General features: G+C 69.4%; 14 protein-coding genes. 10 read left to right on the top strand and 4 right to left on the bottom strand.

Features of this window, described 5'->3' with window-relative positions:
* Window positions 1-17 precede the first annotated feature (17 nt).
* The 4 genes from HALOF300_RS04285 to HALOF300_RS04270 all read left to right on the top strand — a co-directional run bounded on the left by HALOF300_RS04285 (window position 18) and on the right by HALOF300_RS04270 (window position 6,844).
* Entirely contained in the window at window positions 18-1,538 is a 1,521-nt protein-coding gene (locus tag HALOF300_RS04285; RefSeq protein ID WP_156739608.1) for a M81 family metallopeptidase, read from the top strand.
* Between the two features lie 543 nt (window positions 1,539-2,081).
* Window positions 2,082-4,601, top strand: coding sequence for a DUF4838 domain-containing protein (locus tag HALOF300_RS04280; RefSeq protein WP_156739605.1), 2,520 nt, complete (start codon window positions 2,082-2,084; stop codon window positions 4,599-4,601).
* 376 nt (window positions 4,602-4,977) lie between these two features.
* Complete coding sequence (locus HALOF300_RS04275) at window positions 4,978-5,964, top strand: LacI family DNA-binding transcriptional regulator (RefSeq protein WP_197522297.1); 987 nt, start codon at window positions 4,978-4,980, stop codon at window positions 5,962-5,964.
* Between the two features lie 118 nt (window positions 5,965-6,082).
* Entirely contained in the window at window positions 6,083-6,844 is a 762-nt protein-coding gene (locus HALOF300_RS04270; protein WP_156739601.1) for a 6-phosphogluconolactonase, read from the top strand.
* A 331-nt stretch (window positions 6,845-7,175) separates the two neighbouring features.
* On the opposite strand, the gene HALOF300_RS04265 is transcribed toward HALOF300_RS04270, so the two are convergent.
* A complete protein-coding gene (locus HALOF300_RS04265) occupies window positions 7,176-10,229 on the bottom strand; it encodes a right-handed parallel beta-helix repeat-containing protein (RefSeq protein ID WP_156739600.1) in 3,054 nt (1,017 codons plus the stop codon).
* Between the two features lie 193 nt (window positions 10,230-10,422).
* Window positions 10,423-10,782, bottom strand: coding sequence for a VOC family protein (locus HALOF300_RS04260; RefSeq protein ID WP_156739598.1), 360 nt, complete (start codon window positions 10,780-10,782; stop codon window positions 10,423-10,425).
* A gap of 53 nt (window positions 10,783-10,835) precedes the next feature.
* Between HALOF300_RS04260 and HALOF300_RS26905 the strand changes: the two genes are divergently transcribed.
* The 3 genes from HALOF300_RS26905 (at window position 10,836) to HALOF300_RS04245 (ending at window position 14,958) form a co-directional block, all read left to right on the top strand.
* Complete coding sequence (locus HALOF300_RS26905; protein WP_197522296.1) at window positions 10,836-11,558, top strand: TetR/AcrR family transcriptional regulator; 723 nt, start codon at window positions 10,836-10,838, stop codon at window positions 11,556-11,558.
* 52 nt (window positions 11,559-11,610) lie between these two features.
* Window positions 11,611-12,606, top strand: a complete 996-nt coding sequence (locus HALOF300_RS04250; RefSeq protein ID WP_231955006.1) for a cation diffusion facilitator family transporter — start codon at window positions 11,611-11,613, stop codon at window positions 12,604-12,606.
* 384 nt (window positions 12,607-12,990) lie between these two features.
* The gene (locus HALOF300_RS04245) at window positions 12,991-14,958 is read left to right on the top strand and encodes a beta-galactosidase (protein ID WP_156739692.1); all 1,968 of its coding nucleotides are present in this window, start codon (window positions 12,991-12,993) and stop codon (window positions 14,956-14,958) included.
* A 57-nt stretch (window positions 14,959-15,015) separates the two neighbouring features.
* Here the strand turns inward: HALOF300_RS04245 and HALOF300_RS04240 are convergent, their stop codons facing one another.
* The gene (locus HALOF300_RS04240; protein WP_156739595.1) at window positions 15,016-15,933 is read right to left on the bottom strand and encodes an NADP-dependent oxidoreductase; all 918 of its coding nucleotides are present in this window, start codon (window positions 15,931-15,933) and stop codon (window positions 15,016-15,018) included.
* Window positions 15,934-16,107: 174 nt separating this feature from the next.
* Between HALOF300_RS04240 and msrB the strand changes: the two genes are divergently transcribed.
* Together msrB and msrA are read left to right on the top strand one after the other, a co-directional pair.
* Window positions 16,108-16,587 (top strand): peptide-methionine (R)-S-oxide reductase MsrB, encoded by a 480-nt coding sequence (msrB, locus tag HALOF300_RS04235; protein WP_156739593.1) that lies wholly within the window; start codon window positions 16,108-16,110, stop codon window positions 16,585-16,587.
* Window positions 16,584-17,138: a peptide-methionine (S)-S-oxide reductase MsrA gene (gene msrA / locus HALOF300_RS04230; RefSeq protein WP_156739591.1), complete on the top strand. Its 555-nt coding sequence runs from the start codon at window positions 16,584-16,586 to the stop codon at window positions 17,136-17,138. Before msrB ends, msrA begins: the two co-directional genes overlap by 4 nt.
* A 92-nt stretch (window positions 17,139-17,230) precedes the next feature.
* Here msrA and HALOF300_RS04225 read toward each other — a convergent pair whose 3' ends face one another.
* Entirely contained in the window at window positions 17,231-17,725 is a 495-nt protein-coding gene (locus tag HALOF300_RS04225) for a winged helix-turn-helix transcriptional regulator (RefSeq protein ID WP_156739590.1), read from the bottom strand.
* Window positions 17,726-17,830: 105 nt separating this feature from the next.
* Between HALOF300_RS04225 and HALOF300_RS04220 the strand changes: the two genes are divergently transcribed.
* Window positions 17,831-18,325 carry an SRPBCC family protein gene (locus tag HALOF300_RS04220; RefSeq protein ID WP_156739587.1) on the top strand — a complete coding sequence of 165 codons (495 nt, stop codon included), beginning with the start codon at window positions 17,831-17,833 and terminating at the stop codon, window positions 18,323-18,325.
* Window positions 18,326-18,362: the final 37 nt, after the last annotated feature.

The following is an 18,362-nucleotide window of genomic DNA, read 5'->3' as shown; positions in this document are numbered from 1 at the left end:
AGGATCATGGAGGAGTCATGACCAAGGCAGGTCCCCGCGTCGCAGTAGGAGGCATCTACCACGAGACGAATACGTTCGCCGTGGGAACCACGGGCCTGTCCGGTTTCGAGGCCTATCAGTACTTCGTCGGCGACGAGTTGAGGGGCCTGAGCGCCACCCGCTCCGAGACCGGCGGGTTCCTCGGTGCATTGGAGCGCGCAGGCGCCGTGGTGGTCCCGACCGCCTACGCGGCTGCGGTGCCGAGTGCGACGGTCGCCCATGCCGACTACGCGACGCTGCGCGACTTGATCCTGTCCGCGATCTCTGCCGAGCCTGTGGACGGCGTGCTCCTGACGCTGCATGGCGCCATGGTCACCGATGGCAGCGCCGACCCGGATGGTGACCTGGTGTCCGCCGTTAAGGAACTCGTCGGACCCGACGTGCCTATCGCAGTCACCATCGACCTGCACGCCAACGTCTCGGACGCGATGGCCACCGGAGTGCAGGCGCTGGTCGCCTACGACACCTATCCGCACGTAGACATGCACGAGCGGGGGTATGAGGCCGCCGAGCTGCTGTTGCAGGTGTTGGAGGAACGGCGCGAACGGCACATCGTCCACCGCAAGCTGCCGTTCATGACGGCCCCTGGCATGCAGTCCACCGACGGCGATCCGATGCGCGACCTGATCGCGATCGCCCACCGGCTGGAACGCGATGCGGACGTGCAGGTCTCACTCGCCCCTGGCTTCTCGTACGCCGACGTCTCCAGCGCCGGGTTCTCGGTGGTGGTCAGCGGCTGGGACGCCTCCGCCGTCGCCGAGGCAACGGACGCGATGGCACATGCGGTGGACAACGCCAAGGAACGCTTCTCCTACGAGGCGCTGAGCGTGGCAGACGCCTGCGAACAGGCACGAACGGATCAGAACCGGCCGGTCATCCTCGTGGACTCCGCCGACAACATCGGCGGTGGAGCGCCAGGAGACGGGACCGCGATCCTGCGCGAATGGCTCAGCACGGGAGGGACGGGTTTGGTCATGACCATCGCCGATCCCCAGAGCGTCGCCGCCGCCGTCGCGGTGGGTGAGGGACAGCGGGTCCAGCTCGAACTCGGTGCGAAGACCGACCGCGCCCATGGCTCGCCCGTCCGCGTCGACGCCGTAGTTCTCAGACTGACGGACGGCCGCTATACGCACCTGGGGACCTACAACCGTGGCTATGAGGTGTCGATGGGCCGCACCGCCGTGCTCGATGTTGCAGGCAACACCATCGTGGTGAGCGAGACCAAGGCGATGCCCTTCGACGCGCAGCAGCTCCTCTCGCAAGGCGTACAGCCGGCCGAGGCCGACGCGATCGTGGTCAAGTCGGCGATCGCTTGGCGCGCAGCATACGGCGACGTGGCCGGTACCGTGCTCGAAGTGGACGGCCCGGGCATCTGCACCAGCAGGCTCGACCGTCTCGCCTGGTCCCCGGCGAGAGCCGCGATGTTGCCCGGTCGAACGGTCCCCGACTACCCAAGCCAGTCCGGACGGTTCGCGGGCGACGGCGTTGCGGAGCGCTGAGGTCGGGGGTTCCGGCAGTGTCCGGGCGCGCCGTGGTTCCCAGCGCGCACCTGGCGTCGTATGGACCTGCCGAAACGCGACGTGACCGGGCGGCACCGTGACAACGGGCTACGAGCGATTCTCGTGCTCCGGTGTGCGAGCGTCGCCTGGTCAGTGGTCACGCCGAATGTCGTGACCGCCTGGCCTTGGCGGCCGGGACCGGCACCAGCGCCGTCCAGTGGCGTGGCAGCCATGGACCCAATGCGTGGTCCGGTCCGAGGCGATTGCTCCCAGTGCACACACGCATTCTCGCTCGACGACTCCTGACATTCCTGCCACCGGTTGCAAACTGATCCCTCGAATGTGTTGACGGCGCTCGGGCGCTACCGGTACGGTTGCAGCATAAGTCCTAGGTCACAACAAGGTGATCTCCCAGGTTCTGCCCGATCGGGCGGGCCATCGCTCCGGGCGCCCAGGCACGTGGCGCACTTTCGGACAATCGCGTCGCGCATCGCTTTCGTGCGACGTCAGGAACGTATCCAGGCCTGATCACAGGAGGTATCGATGTCTCCCAAGCCATCATCTGCGCCGCGTCAGCTCTCACGTAGGCGTGCCCTCGCCCTCGGCGGCGTGGGCGTGGTCGCTGCCGCAGGCGGAGTCGCCTGGGGCTCCCCGCCCGCAACTGCCGCGCCCGAGGCCGGTGTTTCCGTTGTGGACGCCGGGGCTGCACGAGCCGTCGTCGTGACGGCAGACAACGCGAGCGCAACGGTCCGGCACGCCGCCGACGAACTCATCACGTTCGTGGCCAAGTCGACCGGAGTCACGCTGCCCAATGCCACCCTGCCGTCCGGTCACCTTCCGGTTGGCCTGGCTCCCATCTATGTCGGATTCGCCGGTCCAGGTTCCCACTCAGCACTGCGGGGGGCCATGCGCAGGTTGTCCGATGATGGATTCGTCATCGCGCCGGACATCCAGCCCGCGAGCATCACCATCCAGGGGCCAACCGACTGGGGCACGCTCAATGGTGTCTACGACTTTTTGGAGCGTTACCTCGGTGTCGCCTGGCTCATGCCGACGACCGTCGGTGAAGACGTACCCCAGCGAGCTGAGATCAGAGTGCCGCCCAGGATCGTACGTAGCGCGCCAGCATTCGGTCAGCGCGCTGTCAGCCCACTACTCCTTGAGCCGGGAACGGGCGGACCGTATCCGTCACAGTACGAGTGGGCGCAACGCAACAGGCTGCAGGGCAACTACAACCGACCTGTCGAGTTCCATCACAACCTCCACACGTTCTTCCCGGTGGCGACGTACGGTGACCGACCTGACCTGTACGCGAACGGCATCGTGCCCGCATCCGGCGTCGTCGTCGGATGGCAGCCGGCGTTCAGCAACCCCGAGACGGTGGACATCGTCGTCGGCGACATCTTGGCGATGCTCGCCGAGGACTCCTCCCTCACATCGGTGTCCCTGGGCGTGAACGACGGAAGTTTCACCAGTTACGAGTCCGGGCGGCCGATCCCCGAGACGTACTACGGCTGGGTCAATGAGGTTGCTGCCCGTGTCACCGCCGTCCACTCGGACATGCGGTTCGGACTTCTCGCCTACCACGACCTCGAGGTCCCCCCGCCGTTCGAGCTGCACCCATCCGTGATCCCCTTCCTCACCGAGGACCGCTACGCCTGGATCGATCCTGAGACGCGCCAGTACCGCGAGGACCAACTGCTCGAGTGGTCCCAGCGCGCCACCGAGCTCGGCACGTACGACTATCTGTACGGTTCCCCCTATGCGGTACCGCGCATGTACCTGCCGCTGCTGGCCGACGTGTACCGGACGACCTATGACCTCGGTGTGCGCTACCACTACGCCGAGTTGTACCCGAACTGGGGCGAGGGTCCGAAACCGTGGGTTGTCCCGCGACTGCTCTGGGATCCGAACGCAGACGTCTCGGGCCTGGTCGCCGACTGGTGTCGTCGAGCGGTGGGCGATTCTGCCGCCGTCGAGCTGGCAGCCTATTACCAAATCTGGGAGGACGTTTGGTCCAATGAGATCGCCCAGAGCCCGTGGTTCATCGGTCGCCGGACATATCAGCCGTTCGACTCGCCGAGCTATCTGGCCGCTGTCGCGCCATCCACCCTGGACCAGGCCAAGGCGCTGATGGAGGACGTGGTCGCGACCGCAGCGACTGCGACGCCGCAGCAACGAGAACGTGCCCGCACTCTCGCGAGCGCTCACGAGTACTACGACCTCACGGCACGACTGTTTCCCCGTACGGTCCCGATTCCTGCGACGACTGCCGCCGCGCTCGAGCTGGCGCAAGCCACTCTTGGCGACCTGCCGACGCGCGAGGCGCTCGTGGCCCGCCGTACAGACTGGCTCGCAGAGGCAGCGACCGACCCGTTGCTCGTTCAAGCGCTCGACCCCAGCCGTGGTGGCCTCAGCGGGCTGTCCGCCAACAACCACTACCCGATCTGGACACTGATCCAGTTCCTCCGCTCCCACGAGCCGTCCGGTGGTGAGGTCAGCCGGTGGCTCGCCGATCACCGGGCCGATCACCCCTCCTTCACGCGCATCGCGGACATCATTGCGACGGCGCTCGACCCAGGCGCCAACGTCTTCACGAACCCCGGCTACGAGGAGGGCATGGAGGGCTGGGAGAGCTGGGCGACCACCACGGGCGAGCACACCATCTCCACCGCGGAGACGCGTTCCGGTAGCCATTCCCTCGAGGCGTGGTCCGTCGACCGAGGAGGCCCCATCCAGGTGCTGGGTATCGGACCAGGGATCCTGGCGTCGCAGTTCTGGTTAAAGGCCGGGCCGGATATCGGCGAGGCGACGATCCAGTTTGCGTTCAACCTCTTCAACAGCGCCGCCCAGCGCGTCGGAACGGTACGCGGCGAGGCGCTGCCGTTGAAGCAATTCGTGGGCGAATGGCGGTCGCTGACAAGCGTGGAGGAGTTCGCGATTCCCGCTGATCCGAGGCGAACCGTGGCGACGGCTCAGTTCTGTCCCATCCTGACCGGGATGCCGGATGGCAGCAGTGTGTGGTTCGACGACGCCGAGGCGTACTTCGTCCCGTCAACCTGACGTAGGAGCCCTGAGGAGCGGTGAACCGGTCGTTCATCCCGGGTGTCGGGCCACGCTGCCGTGGCTCCACGGTTCAGTGCCCGACGGCATAGGTCGCCCCCGGGAGCGAGGTCTCGAGAGCGCGGGACGCAGGCTCCGGGCGGCCGGGAACCTCGGGCCAGGTGGCCCGAGCCGGATCTGGCGAAACTTTGTGGTGGTGCGCTGCGAGACGCCTCACCGGCATCGGGGGGACGCGTTGTGCGTCATGATGGGGCAGTCGCCACCAGTCGACCTGGCGTGCGCGGAGTATGCAGCTGCGGGAGACGTCCGAGGGCAGTCGTGGGCGGGATGGCGCATCGGTCCGGACGGTACCCGCAAAGAACGGTCGGAGGGACTCGTGAAGGCAGCCACCATCTACTCGCTCGCGGCCGAACTCGGCATCTCCGGCTCGACGGTCTCCCGAGCGTTCTCCCGGCCCGACCTGGTCAAGGACGATGTCCGGGAACGAATCCTCGCAACTGCTGCGGCTCGTGGTTACGCTCCCAACCGCGCGGCCCGCGGGCTCGCCACCGGCCGAACCGGACTGATCGGGCTCGTGGTCCTGGACATCACGAACCCGTTCTTCCCGCCGCTCGTGCGATCCATCGAGCACGCCGCGGCGGGGATCGATGCGTCGGTGCTGCTGGTCGACGCCGCGGCAGTCGGCCCGGAGGATCCTGGCCTCGTGCAGCGACTGAGCCCGCAGGTGGACGGCCTGATCGTCGCGTCCTCGCGGCTGCCCACGGCGGACCTCAAGGCTGCGATCGGCGCCACCCCCGCGGTCCTGGTGAACAGGACTGCGGCCGGCCTGTCCTCGGTGGTGTGTGACAACTCGGAGGCGCTGCGGGGCGCCGCCGACCACCTCGTCGAACTGGGTCACCGGCGCCTGGTCCTGCTTCGCGGCCCGGCCGCGTCCTGGGCGGCGCAGCGGCGCACGGCGGCGATCCGGACCTGGGCGAAGTTGGCACCGGCCGACGTGCAGGTGTTCGAGCTCGGACCGTTCGAGGCAGTGTTCGAGTCCGGTCGTGACGCCGTCCCGGACATCCTCGAGTCGGGTGCGACGGGGATCCTCGCCTTCGACGACTTCATGGCGTGCGGCGTGATCGCCGGACTCGCCGAGCGGGGGATCGCGGTCCCGGCCGACCGCAGCATCGTGGGATGTGACGACGTCCTCCTGGCTCGAACGCTCACCCCGCCGCTGACCACCGTCACGGCACCGTTCGAGGATCTCGGTCGACACGCCGTCGAGCTCCTCGGTGAGGTGATCGCTCGCGGCCCACGGCCCGCGAACGTGAAGGTCGCCGGATCACTGACCGTGCGGGGGTCGACGGCACCGGTGCGCTGACCGTCGCCGCCTTTCGGGGCCGGCGCCGGCCGGCTCTGCGCCGTCGAGGATTGACCCTGAGGCGCGTCCCGGCTACTGTCACTTGCAACCGATTGCAAACGCTACAAGGGTGAGTGTCATGACGGAGACCGGTGTGCAGCAGTCCAGGATTGGGGTCGGGTCCAGGGTGGATGAGGTCGCGGCCGAGGCCGCCCTGGTGGCGGCGACCGCGATCATCGCCGGGATCGAGGCTCGAGGCACCGCCCACGTGCTCTTCGCGAGCGCGCCCTCCCAGGAGGCGATGCTCGCGCACCTGGCACGGGATCCGCGCATCGACTGGTCCAACGTCCGGTCCCTGCACATGGACGAATATGTCGGTATCTCACCGGACGCGCCGCAGTCGTTCGGCCGGTGGCTCGAGGACCGACTGCCCGACGCTGCGCTCGCCGGCTTCTCCCGCCTGCGCACGGACGGCGACGTGAAGGCGGAGGTCCTACGGTACGCGGCCCTGATCGCCGGCGCCCGGCTCGACGTCACGTGCCTCGGGGTCGGAGTCAACGGCCACGTCGCCTTCAACGAACCGGATGCCGCCGCGTTCGACGATCCGGACGCACTGCGCCTGGTGGAGTTGGACCTCGCCTCGCGGCAACAGCAGGTCGACGAAGGGCTGTTCGCGGACCTTGCGGCAGTTCCGTCATCCGCCGTGACCCTGACCGTCCCGGTTCTGATGAGTGCGCGCACGATGGTTTCGACCGTGCTCGGTTCGCACAAGGCCGCCGCCGTTGCCCAGGCCCTGCAGGGCCCGGTGAGTGTCGGCTGTCCCGCCAGCGCCCTGCAGGTGCACCCGGCCGTCCACTGGTTCCTTGACCGCCCAGCTGCGTCCTTGCTGTCCGACGCGTAGCCGACCGAGCGCCTGGAGGGTGCCGACGAGGCGTGAGCCGCGCACCTGAGCGGCGATCGGCCTCCGGGTGACGATCGAGGTCGCAGTCGACGGTCGAACGTGTACCGCCAGAGCAGTCCCTGTCCACTGATCGCGCTGCTGTCCGCAGCGCGCCTGCGTCACGGTCTCGTGGCCGGTCCGGCAGGGGGCTCGATACGTGAGGTGACGCGGCGCCTCCGGAGGCTGACCACGGCGGACGTGACCCCGAGTGGCAGGAACCGTCCGGCGGGCCCGGCAAGCCCGACGGCGATGGTGCCGGTCATGGCGAGCCCCGGCACCCGGTCGACGGTCGTCAGGAGCCCGATCGCTGGTGCTGTTGGCGTCGGCGCAGGAGCAGCGCGGCGGTTCCGAGGAGCAGCATCGCCACACTGGCAGCCAGGGCGGGCAGCGCGTCCGATCCGGTGTCCGGCAGGCTCTGGCCGGCGCCGCTCGGCGGTGCACCCGCGTCGGTCGGCAGCACGTTCGGGTCGGGGCTGCTCGGCGGGTCGGTCGGTGCGGTGGTCGGCGGGTCCGTCGGCGCGGTGGGTGCGGCCGCCACGCTGATCGTGAACACCTTCGTGATGGGGTCGCCCACGAACACCGTGAACGTCACGTCGCCGGCGACCTCGGGAGTTCCCGAGATCTCACCTGACTCGGTGTCGAGCTCGAGACCGGCCGGAAGGTCTCCGTCGAACACGCCCCAGGTGTAGGGGCCGCCGTTGCCGCCGGTCGCCTCGAGCGTGACCGAGTACTCCTCGCCGACCTCTGCGTCCGGCAGCGAGTCGGTCACGATCACCAGCGGGTCGAGCACGGTCAGGGTGCCGTCGACGTACACGAACGTGTAGAAGTCATCCGCGCCGCCGCTGCAGAACGTGGTGCCCGCCGCGATGTCGTAGCCGCACGTGGGCAGCGTGTCCAGGTCGTCGACGGTGTCGCCGGCCACGAAGCCGGTGTAGTCGGCGGTCACCTCCGGCTCGAACGCGCCCTCGTAGGTGGTCGCGTCGCTCGCGGTCACGGTGACCACCCCGCCGGAGCGTTCGACCGCTCCGGCGTCACATGCGTCACCCACGAGTCGGGGGAATCCCCCGCCGCGCTGATCGAACTGGCCGGGGCACAGGTCGATCGTGGCCGCGCCCCAAGGCACCGAGGTGCCGGTGGGGACCAGGTTCACCGCCGGGCTCGTCGGTCCCGGGAGCGCGGTGCGCGACGGGCCGCCGTTGTCGCCGAGGGCGTCGAGCAGTGGGTCCCCGACGATTGTGCCGGCGTCGAGCGCGCACGTGTCGTCGGAGGCGAGGTTGAAGCCGGCGTCGGTCAGACTGGACGTCTCACCGGTACAGACGGGTACGCCGTCGGGGCTATCCACGATCGACCCGATCACGGTCACCTCGGCGTCCTCGCCCAGGGCGAGCACCCCCTCGGCATTCTGCGCGACCGTGCTGCCGGCGAGCAGCAGCGGCTCCACGGGGTACTCGTCGGTCAGTTCGCCGATCCCCCAGCCGATGCCGGCGCCACCGTTGCCGGCGACGGTGCTTGCCTGGATGAGGCCGCCGGCCCGATAACTCAACAGGAGGCCGTTGGACTCGTTGCCGGAGACCTCGGTACGGACCAGTTGGACGTCCCCGGGCCAGAACGCGCCGGCCTCGGTCGCAAGGATGCCGTGGCCCGTGAACGGCACCCCGGCGGGATTGTCGAACGGCGTCCTCACGCTGTCCGTGATCGTGCTGTCCGTGAGTGAGAGCGCACCGCCCTGCACCATGGCGCCGACGGAGTTGCCGGCGATCGTCAGATCGCTCCCGGTGACGGTCGCAGCGAATCGGATGGCGATGCCCCCGAAACCGTAAACTGCGCCACCGTTGTTCAGACCGTTCCCGGTGATCGACGTGCCCGTCACGTCCACCGTGGTCCTCAGCGTCGCGTAAGGCTCCTCAGCCGCGAAGATCCCGGCCCAGTCGTTGTCGGACACCTCGCCGCCGGTCACCGTGACGTCGGCAGCGGTCACGTACATCCCGATCAGGTTGGCGCTGATCTCGGTGTTGGTCACGACGGCATCGACAGGACCCCCGATGAACACGCCTGCCGGGACCATCGAGCCCGGCGCGCCGATGTCGACGGGGGCGTTGCCCGTCACGACGCTGTCGGTGAGTTCCAAGCTCGCTCCGGCTTCCCCGGCTGTGGAAGAGATCCCGGCGAGGTTGTCGGCGATGGTGCTGTCGCTGATCTGCGTCTGAGCGCCCTCCAGGGTCAGCCCGACCCCATTGCCGGAGACCTCGGTCCCGGTGAGCGAGACGGTGAGCGGGATGGGATCGCCGCCCGCCGACTCACCTGCCCGGCCGAAGATCCCCTGACCCGACTCCTCGCCGAGGTTGCCGGTCACGGCGCTGTCGGTCAACGTGACGGTGCCGCCCTCGGGCAGCATCAGGCCGTTGTCGTTGCCCGAGATCGTGACGTCCTCGCCGAGGAACGTGCCGCCCTGGTAGAGCACCACGCCACCACGAAACGTCCCGCCCTCGGGCGCACCGCTGTCGGTGATCGACGTACCGGTCACGTCGAACACCGCACCGCTGGTGTAGCCGGTGAGTCCGGCACCGAGGGTGCCGGACACCGATCCACCGGTGATCGTCGCCTCGCCCGCCAGCAGACCGACCCCCGTGCCGGTGGCAGCGATGGTGGATCCGCTGATCGACACGGTGGCCGGCGCCGGGTCCCCGGGCTCTGTCGAGAGGCCGCCGGCCGCGACGCCGTTGAAGGTTCCGCTGATGGATGCGTCCTCGATGGTGACCGTGCTGCCACCATCCGTCAGCACGCCAACGGTCGCGCCGATCAGGCCCGACGGCCCGGCACTGATGACGATGCCCGAGAGGGTCGCGGTCCGGTCCCCGGCGAGATGGATCACCGGCTTGACCGCGCCGCTGGTGTTCTCGGCGACGAAAGTCAGGTCGGCGATCGTCACGGCGCCGTCGGCATCGACGAGCACGGTTGCCGTGTCGTCGACGGCGGGGTTGGTCAGCACCACCTCGCCCGCGCTGACGCCGTGCAGCGTGACCGGGGTGGTGATCGTCAGCGTCTCGGCGTAACTGCCGGCCGCGATCTCCACGACGTCATCGGCGGTGACCTGCGCCAGCGCCGCACCGATCGTGGCGCACGCGCCCGCGCCGGCGGTCTCGCCACAGTCCGGCGCGTCGGCTCCGACGCCCTGGTCGACGTACCAGGTGAAGCCCGCGGCGACCGCCGGCGGTGCCCCAGACAGCGACAGCGCCACGGCGGCCACCGCCACCGAACCGAACGCCACCAGGCGTCGTCGCGGGAGGAGTCGATGGTCGCCCATCCGGTCGTCGAGCATGGCGTTGCGGCCCCCGGCGCTGCGCATCGCAGTTCCCCTGCTTATGTTGTGTGTTCAAGCAACCGGTGAGACTTTATCGCTCATTCCGTGATACGGGAACCCCCGACTGTGCCATTCGATTCGAATCCGTGACTATCGGTTCCGTTTCTACGGCGTGGCTGCCGCTGGAGGTTGGTCCGGTCAGGTGAATAGGGGTCGGATCGGGCTCCACGTGCCCGAATCAGCCCTCGGGGGCCTCGTCGGTGGAGTGGTAGATCCGGAACACATTGCCGTCCGGGTCCTTGAAGGCTGCGTACCGGATCGGCGGCAGGTCCATCGGTTGCACGACGAAGTCCACGGAGTCCTTCTTCTCGGCGAAGTACGCGTCCACGTCGGCGACCTCGTAGAACCCGGACTGGCCGTGCGGGTCGTCGGTGGGGATATCGAGCATCACCTCGATCTCGGAGTCCGGGATCTTGAAGGCAGCGGTGGTGTCACCCATCCGCCACGCCTCGTCCCACCCGAGGGTGTCCCGGTAGAAGGTGACCGCTCGATCGAGATCGGCCACGGGCTGGTAGATCATCGTGAGTTTGAGTGCCATGATCAGCACCGTAAATGGATTACGTTTGTCCGTCAATGGATTATGGTGTCGTGATGACGGACTGGATCCCGCTCCCGGGCAGCGCGAAGGCGCGACTGCTGGACGCGGCGATCGACCACCTCCAGCGTCAGGGGTACGAGGCGCTGAGCGTCCAGGCGGTCGCCCGCGCCGCGGGCGTGACCACCGGGTCGCTCTATCACCACTTCGGCAACAAGCTCGGCCTGTTCACGGTGGTCCGCGACGAGATGGACAAGCGTATGGTCGAGCGGATCGAGACTGCTCTCGACACGCTCGCGGCGGCCGGTGGCGCACGACGCAAGGGCGTCGACGGCGAGGCCCCGCCCGGTCGGGCCGATGCGCCCGACGGTGGTGGTCCGGTGGGAGGGAACGGCGGGCCCGACCGCGGTGGTCGGCCGGTCGGGAACGGCGGGCGCGACGGCGGTGGTCGGCCGGGCGGGAACGGCGGGCGCGACGGCGGTGGTCCGGTAGGCGCGGATGGTACGGGCGAGGCGGCGGACCGATCCGCCCTCGCGACGGCGCTCGAGGTGGCGTTCGACGCGGCGGTGCGGTTTCGCGTGACCCGCGTACTGGCGGAGCCGCGGCCCGACGGCGGCGCCGACGTGATCGCGGCCGCGCTGGTGCCGGCGGTGCCCGGGCGGTCCGAGGCCACGGCCTCGGTCCTCGCGGCGGCGTGGCGGCAGGCGCTGCGGGCGGTCGCCGACGGCGGGGACCCCGCCGAGGCGCGCGCCGGTCTGCGCTGGCTGTTGGCGGGGTGAGGTGCCGAGCCGCGGGTGGCTGCGGCCTGGCCGAAGTGCCAAGGTGGCCGACGTGAGCGAACGGCGGCAGCGGGTGAGCGCAACGGTTCTCATCGCCTTCGGGGCGAACCTGTTGATCGCGGTCGCGAAGTCGGTGGCGGGGGCGATCACGGGATCGGCGTCGATGGTGGCCGAGGCTGCGCACTCCTGGGCAGACACCGGGAACGAGATCTTCCTGATGATCGCCGAGCGTCGTGCCCGCCGTCCGCAGGACGCCGGGCACCCGCTCGGGTACGGCCGCGAGGCCTACGTCTGGTCCATGTTCGCCGCACTCGGACTGTTCGTCGCCGGGTCCGCGGTCTCGATCATGCATGGCATCCAGAGCCTCGTCGACCCCGAGCCCGCCTCGAACTTCGCCGTCGCCTACGTGGTGTTCGCGATCGCACTCGTGCTCGAGGGCACCTCGTTCCTGCAGGCATACCGACAGGTGAACCGAGCGGCCAAGGAGAGCGGTCGGGACCTGTTCGAGCAGGCGATCGAGACCTCCGACCCGACCCTGCGCGCGGTCTTCGCCGAGGACTTCGCTGCAGTCATGGGCATCCTGATCGCGTTCGGTGGCGTGCTCGCGCATCAGCTCACCGGCTCACCGATCCCGGACGCGGTCGGCTCGATCCTGGTCGGGATCCTGCTCGGTGTGGTCGCGATCGTGCTGGTGGACCGGAACCGGCGCTTCCTGGTGGGGGTGGAACTGCCGCCCGCGGCGCGTGCCCGTGTGCTGGTGAGCCTGACCTCCGTGCCGGAGATCAGCCGTGTCACGCAACTGCACGTCGAGTTCGTCGGTCCCCGGCAGGTGTACCTGGTCGCCGCGGTGGATCTGCTCGGCGACGACACCGAGTCGCACCTCGGAAGCCGCCTGCGGGCGCTGGAACGCAGGATCGAGGCGAGTCCCGGGGTGGTTCAGGCGGTCCTGACGATCGCCGAGCCGTCCGCGCCCGACCTCAGGCCCGATCACGCGCCGGACCCGCCCAGTAATGAGCGCCAGACGGGGCCCGAGGTCGGTGCCGCCTGATTAGGTTCCGCGCGAGCGGTTGAATACGCTTCCCGCATGTCAGTCGACCCCGCTGCCAGCACACCGGACTCGAGCGCGGTTGACGGCCGCGAGCAGGAGTCGCGCGCGGACGCGCCCACAGCACCCCAGCCGGCGGACGCTTCGGCGCAAGCGCGGGTCGACGCATCCGCCGACGGCGACGCGCCCGCCGACGGCGACGCGCCCGCCGACGGTGACGCGCCCGCCGACGGTGACGCGCCCGCCGAGAGCGGGGCGGCCGACGGGGGATCGGACGCACAGAGCGAGGGTGCCGCGACCGACGAGGTGACTTCCGCCGTCGGGACCGTCGAGCCGGAGCCGGAACCGGAGGCGACGCCGGACGCCTGGCCGATCGCGCTGACCGGCATGGGCTTCGGCGGCGACTACAACCCGGAGCAGTGGCCGATGGCCACGCGTCTCGAGGACATCCAGCTGATGCGCGAGTCCGGGGTGAACATCGTCAGCCTGGCGATCTTCTCCTGGGCCACCATCGAGCCGCGCGAGGGCAAGTACGACTGGGCCTGGCTGGACAACATGATGGACCGGCTCTCGGCCGCCGGGATCCGGGTCGCGTTGGCCACCGCGACCGCGTCGCCGCCGCCGTGGCTGACCGTCGCGCACCCGGAGATCCTGCCCGTGCTCGCCGACGGCACGGTCCTGGGCCAGGGCGGGCGGCAGTCCTACGCGATCTCCTCGAAGGTCTACCGCGACTACGCGGTGAAGATGGCCTCCGCCGTCGCCGAGCGCTACGCGGGGCACCCGGCGCTGGCTCTGTGGCACGTCGACAACGAGATCGGGTGCCACGTCCCGCACGACTACTCCGAGTCGGCCGAGAAGTCCTTCCGGGCCTGGCTGATCAAGCGCTACAAGTCGATCAACTCCCTGAACGACGCTTGGGGCACCGCGTTCTGGTCGCAGAAGTACAACTCGTTCAAGGACATCCTGCCGCCGCGGTCCGCGCCGACCTACGCGAACCCGACCCAGCAGCTGGACTTCGCGCGGTACTCCTCGGACACCCTGCTCAGTTACTACACGCTGCTTCGGGACGCCGTCCGCAAGATCACCCCGAGCGTGCCGATCACCACGAACTTCATGGTGGGCCCGGGCACCAAGTGGATGGACTACTACCGCTGGGGCGACGAGGTGGACGTGGTCGCGACCGACCACTACACCGTCTCCGCCGACGCCGAACGGGAGGTCGAGCTCGCGCTCGCCGCGGACATGACGCGAGGCACCGCCAAGGGCAAGCCGTGGATCCTCATGGAGCACTCCACCGGCGCCGTCAACTGGCAGCCGCGCAACCGGGCCAAGGGGCCGGGGGAGATGCTGCGGAACTCGTTGCAGCACGTCGCCCGTGGGGCGGACTCGGTGATGTTCTTCCAGTGGCGCCAGTCCAAGGCCGGCGCGGAGAAGTTCCACTCCTCGCTGGTGCCGCACGCCGGCCGGGACTCGCAGATCTGGTCCGACTCGGTGCGCCTCGGCGAGACGCTGCGGGCCATCGCACCGGTGCGCGGCTCGCGGGTGCAGGCGCGCGCGGCGATCGTGTTCGACTACGTGAACTGGTGGGCCGTCGAGCTGGACTCGCACCCGAGCGAGGACGTCACCGCGTTCGACCGGCTGCGCGCGCTCTACCGAGAGCTCTGGCGCCGCGGCGTGACCGTGGATGTCGTGAACCCGACCGCCGACCTGTCCGGTTACGACCTGGTCCTGGTGCCGACGCTCTACCTGGTCACGGATGAGGGCGCCGCGAACATCGCCGATGCCGCCGAGCGTGGCGCGAGCGTGCTGATCACGTACTTCTCCGGGATCGTCAACGAGAACGACCACATCCGCCTCGGCGGCTACCCCGGTGCCTTCCGGGACCTGCTCGGTGTCAACACCGACGAGTTCTTCCCGCTGCTCGCGGGCGAGCGCGTCGCGCTCGACGACGGGTCGACGGCGGACGTCTGGACCGAGCGGGTCCGCGTCACCTCCGCCGAGGTGCTCCGGTCGTTCGTGGACGGCCCGCTGCCAGGTGGGCCGGCGGTCACCCGCAACGTCGTCGGGGAGGGCGCCGCCTGGTACGCCGCGACCCGTCAGGACGAGGCTGGGATCGCCTGGCTGGTCGGCGAACTCCTGGCCGAGTCCGGCGTGGCTCCCGCGGCCGACGCGGCGCCCGGTGTCGAGGTCGTCCGGCGGGCCGACTCCGACGGCGTGAACTACCTGTTCGTGCTCAACCACACCGACAGCGACGTGAGCGTTCCCGCGAACGGGACCGACCTCGTCACCGGTGCCGCGCACTTCGGTGACGTGACCGTGCCCGGCTGGGGCTACGCCGTCGTGCGGGAGGCCTGAGCGGCGGGGAACCGAAGCGCGTGGCGCCGCTGGTACGGGTGGGGCGGCTCCGCACCGCTAGGCGCGAACGCGGATGATCGTCCTGCCCCGGACCCGCTCGGTCGGGTTGAACGCGGCGACGGCGAGATCGAGGGTCGCAGTGTTGCCGACGTTCGGCCGGAGCCGGCCGTCCCGGACCCGCTGGACGAGCTCACCCAGCTGTGCGCGGTCGGCCTCGACGACGAAATCCACCGCGAGCCCGGCTGCCGGCACCACCTCGGGTGGGCCGGCAATGGTGACGAGCATTCCTCCGGGGCGAACCAGCCGTGCGGACCGCGTGCCGATGTCCCCGCCGATGACGTCGAAGACCAGGTCGACGCCGCCGACGTCCTCCAGCGAGTCGTTGTCGAGGTCGACGAACTCCTGCGCGCCGAGATCGAGCGCTGCCTGCCGGTCCGCGGAGCGCCCGGTGCCGATCACATATCCGCCCGCCTCCCGGGCGAGCTGGGTCACCATCGAGCCGACCCCGCCGGCTGCGCCATGGACCAGGACGGCCTGCCCCATCTGGAGGCGGCCGTGCACGAACAGTCCCTGCCAGGCCGTCAGGCCGGAGACCGGCAGGCTCGCGCCGATCGTGAAGTCGACATCGCCCGGCAGCGGTGCGAGGTTACGTGCCTCGACGGCCACGTACTCCGCCAGCGTGCCGTCGCGGGTCCAGTCCGCGAGCCCGAACACCCGCTGGCCCACGGTCAGCCCTCTCGTGCCGTAGCCGAGCGCACTGACCACCCCGGCCAACTCATGGCCAGGGATCGACGGCGTTCGGTCCCGCCCGAGGCGATCGGTCCACGTGCCCGGCCACGTCAGTTCGCCCGGCGTGAATCCCGAGGCGTGGACCTCCACGACGACGTCGTTGCTCGCCGCCTCGGGGTCGGGCCGCTCCGCCAGCATCATCCCGGCCGTGCCTGCGGCTTGATCCGTCACCACGATCGCCTTCATCACGCACCTCCATGTCATGTCCTCATCGCCACCGTAGTTCCAGTCGGTGAGCGGCGGCGAGATCCGAGGTGCCACAACGATCGGATCGGGTTCGCAGAGCCCGGGACCAAAACGACGCGCTGCGTTGTTCTGATCAATGACGCCGCAGCCAGCGACGCCAGAAGAGGAGAGATCGTGCCACACGACTACCGCAAGACCCCCGAGGCGCTGAGCCGCCTGAGCCGCAGCCAGTTCAAGGTGACGCAGAAGAACGGCACCGAACCCGCGTTCCGCAACGAGTACTGGAACAACCACGAGCCCGGAATCTATGTGGACGTGGTCTCCGGCGAACCCCTGTTCTCGTCGACCGACAAGTTCGACAGTGGCACCGGGTGGCCGAGCTTCACGAGGCCGATCGGAGCGGAGGCAGTCCGGTCCGAGACCGACCGGACGTTCGGAATGACTCGCACGGAGGTGCGGTCCGCGATCGCCGACAGCCACCTCGGGCACCTGTTCGATGATGGTCCGACCGCCGCCGGCGGGCAGCGGTACTGCATGAACTCGGCCGCCCTGAGATTCGTCCCGGCCGCCGAACTCGACGCGCAGGGCTACGGCGAGTACGGCTCGCTGTTCGACTCCGCCGACCCCGACAGCAACCAGGAGCGTGCATCATGACCAGCGGAATCAACGACACCGGAGCGGTCACCCGCGAGCCCGGAGCGGAGACGGCCGTCCTGGCCGGCGGTTGCTTCTGGGGCATGGAGGACCTCATCCGACGCCAGCCCGGAGTCCTGGCCACCCGGGTCGGATACACCGGCGGGGAGAACGACCACGCCACGTACCGCAACCACCCCGGGCACGCCGAAGCGGTCGAGATCGTCTTCGACCCGGCGCAGACCAGCTATCGGGACATCCTGGCGTTCTTCTTCCAGATCCACGACCCGTCGACCCTGAACCGCCAGGGCAACGACATCGGCGCGAGCTACCGCTCAGCGATCTTCCCCGTCACGCCCGAACAGGACACGGTCGCTCGCGACACGATCGCCGACGTTGATGCATCGCGCTTGTGGCCTGGCAAGGCCGTGACCACGATCGAACCCGCGGGACCGTTCTGGGAGGCCGAGCCCGAGCATCAGGACTACCTGATCGCGTTCCCGAACGGCTACACCTGCCACTTCCCGCGTTCGGGCTGGGTGCTACCCAGGCGCACCGCCACGACCGCCTGACTCTGCGCTGACGTGGGCGCGTCCGACGCTTCGGGCGAAGGGCGCGCCCACACACCGCCACCTTCGGGCCGGCGACGCAAGAGTCGGACCAACTAATCCGCCGCCAACCGTTGGCGAATGACGTCCGCGCGGTCCTGCGGCATACCCGGTCCGGGGTACGCCTCCACCTGGGTGGGGTCGGCGAGCGGGCCACAGGTCGTGCAGGTGAGGTGTGGGGCGACCGTGTCACCGCACCCGATGTGGTGGTAGATGATCGGCGGGCCGTCCGGGGCCGCCCAGCGGTCGCCCCAGGCGGTCAGGGCGACGAGCGCGGGCACGAGGTCGCGCCCCTTGTCCGTGAGCACGTACTCGCTCGCGGCGGGCTGCTCGCGTGCTGGGCGACGCTCCATCAGGCCCGCCTCGACGAAGCCGTCGAGGCGTGACTGCAGCACGTTCGTCGCGATGCCGAGGCTGCGGCGGAACTGGCCGAACCGGGTCATGCCCGCGAACGCCGCATTGCGGATGATCAGCAGGCTCCAGCGCTCCCCGACCATCTCGAGGGTCCGGGAGATGGAGCACACCTGGGTGTCGTAGGAGTTGCCGAGCATGAACAGGATTCTAGTCAAGGGCTTGCGTGATGCAAGCGCGCGGGTCTAGCGTCGGTTGCGTGATGCAAGCGCATCGGGCGCGGGCATCGACCAACGGAGGTAACGATGACCGACCAGGACTACACGACGACCATCGCCGTCGCCCGCGCGGCCGAGGACGTGTTCGCCGACATCAGTGACGTGGGCGCGTGGTGGGGCGTGATCGAGGGACGAGCCGACGCCGTCGGCGCGGAGTTCGTCTACGAGGTCCCTGACATCCACTACTCGAAGTTCCGCGTCACCGAACTGGTAGCAGGTGAGCGGATCGTCTGGCGGGTGCTGGACAGCCGGCTGACCTTCGTCGCGGACGAGCGGGAGTGGGACGGCACCGAGATCCACTTCGACCTGGCCGCCCGCAGTGACGGCACCGACGTGACGTTCACCCACGTCGGCCTGAACCCCGGCGGGGAGTGCTACGACGTCTGCTCCACGGCCTGGCAGCACTTCATCGAGCGGAGCCTTCGCACCCTGCTCGTCACCGGGACCGGGATGCCCGGCACGAACCCCGATGGCGAGCCGGAGGCACACGAGGAGTGGCTGGAGCGGTTCCGGGCCGGGTGACCGGGGTGCGTGTCCGGCCACTGGGGTGGCCAGTACG

Origin of the sequence: Occultella aeris (assembly GCF_902703175.1) — a bacterium.
GTDB lineage: Bacteria > Actinomycetota > Actinomycetes > Actinomycetales > Beutenbergiaceae > Occultella > Occultella aeris.
Note: the sequence above shows the minus strand (reverse complement) of the source record. Positions and strands in the feature narration are given on the sequence as shown.

What these genes read in the sequence shown, in the direction of transcription:
- HALOF300_RS04225 (WP_156739590.1), bottom strand. Translation starts at nt 17,725, where the DNA reads ATGCTCGGCAACTCCTACGACACCCAGGTGTGCTCCATCTCCCGGACC.
- HALOF300_RS04280 (WP_156739605.1), top strand. Translation starts at nt 2,082, where the DNA reads ATGTCTCCCAAGCCATCATCTGCGCCGCGTCAGCTCTCACGTAGGCGT.
- HALOF300_RS04220 (WP_156739587.1), top strand. Translation starts at nt 17,831, where the DNA reads ATGACCGACCAGGACTACACGACGACCATCGCCGTCGCCCGCGCGGCC.
- HALOF300_RS04270 (WP_156739601.1), top strand. Translation starts at nt 6,083, where the DNA reads ATGACGGAGACCGGTGTGCAGCAGTCCAGGATTGGGGTCGGGTCCAGG.
- HALOF300_RS04240 (WP_156739595.1), bottom strand. Translation starts at nt 15,933, where the DNA reads ATGAAGGCGATCGTGGTGACGGATCAAGCCGCAGGCACGGCCGGGATG.
- HALOF300_RS26905 (WP_197522296.1), top strand. Translation starts at nt 10,836, where the DNA reads ATGACGGACTGGATCCCGCTCCCGGGCAGCGCGAAGGCGCGACTGCTG.
- HALOF300_RS04260 (WP_156739598.1), bottom strand. Translation starts at nt 10,782, where the DNA reads ATGGCACTCAAACTCACGATGATCTACCAGCCCGTGGCCGATCTCGAT.
- msrA (WP_156739591.1), top strand. Translation starts at nt 16,584, where the DNA reads ATGACCAGCGGAATCAACGACACCGGAGCGGTCACCCGCGAGCCCGGA.
- HALOF300_RS04285 (WP_156739608.1), top strand. Translation starts at nt 18, where the DNA reads ATGACCAAGGCAGGTCCCCGCGTCGCAGTAGGAGGCATCTACCACGAG.
- HALOF300_RS04265 (WP_156739600.1), bottom strand. Translation starts at nt 10,229, where the DNA reads ATGCGCAGCGCCGGGGGCCGCAACGCCATGCTCGACGACCGGATGGGC.
- HALOF300_RS04245 (WP_156739692.1), top strand. Translation starts at nt 12,991, where the DNA reads ATGGGCTTCGGCGGCGACTACAACCCGGAGCAGTGGCCGATGGCCACG.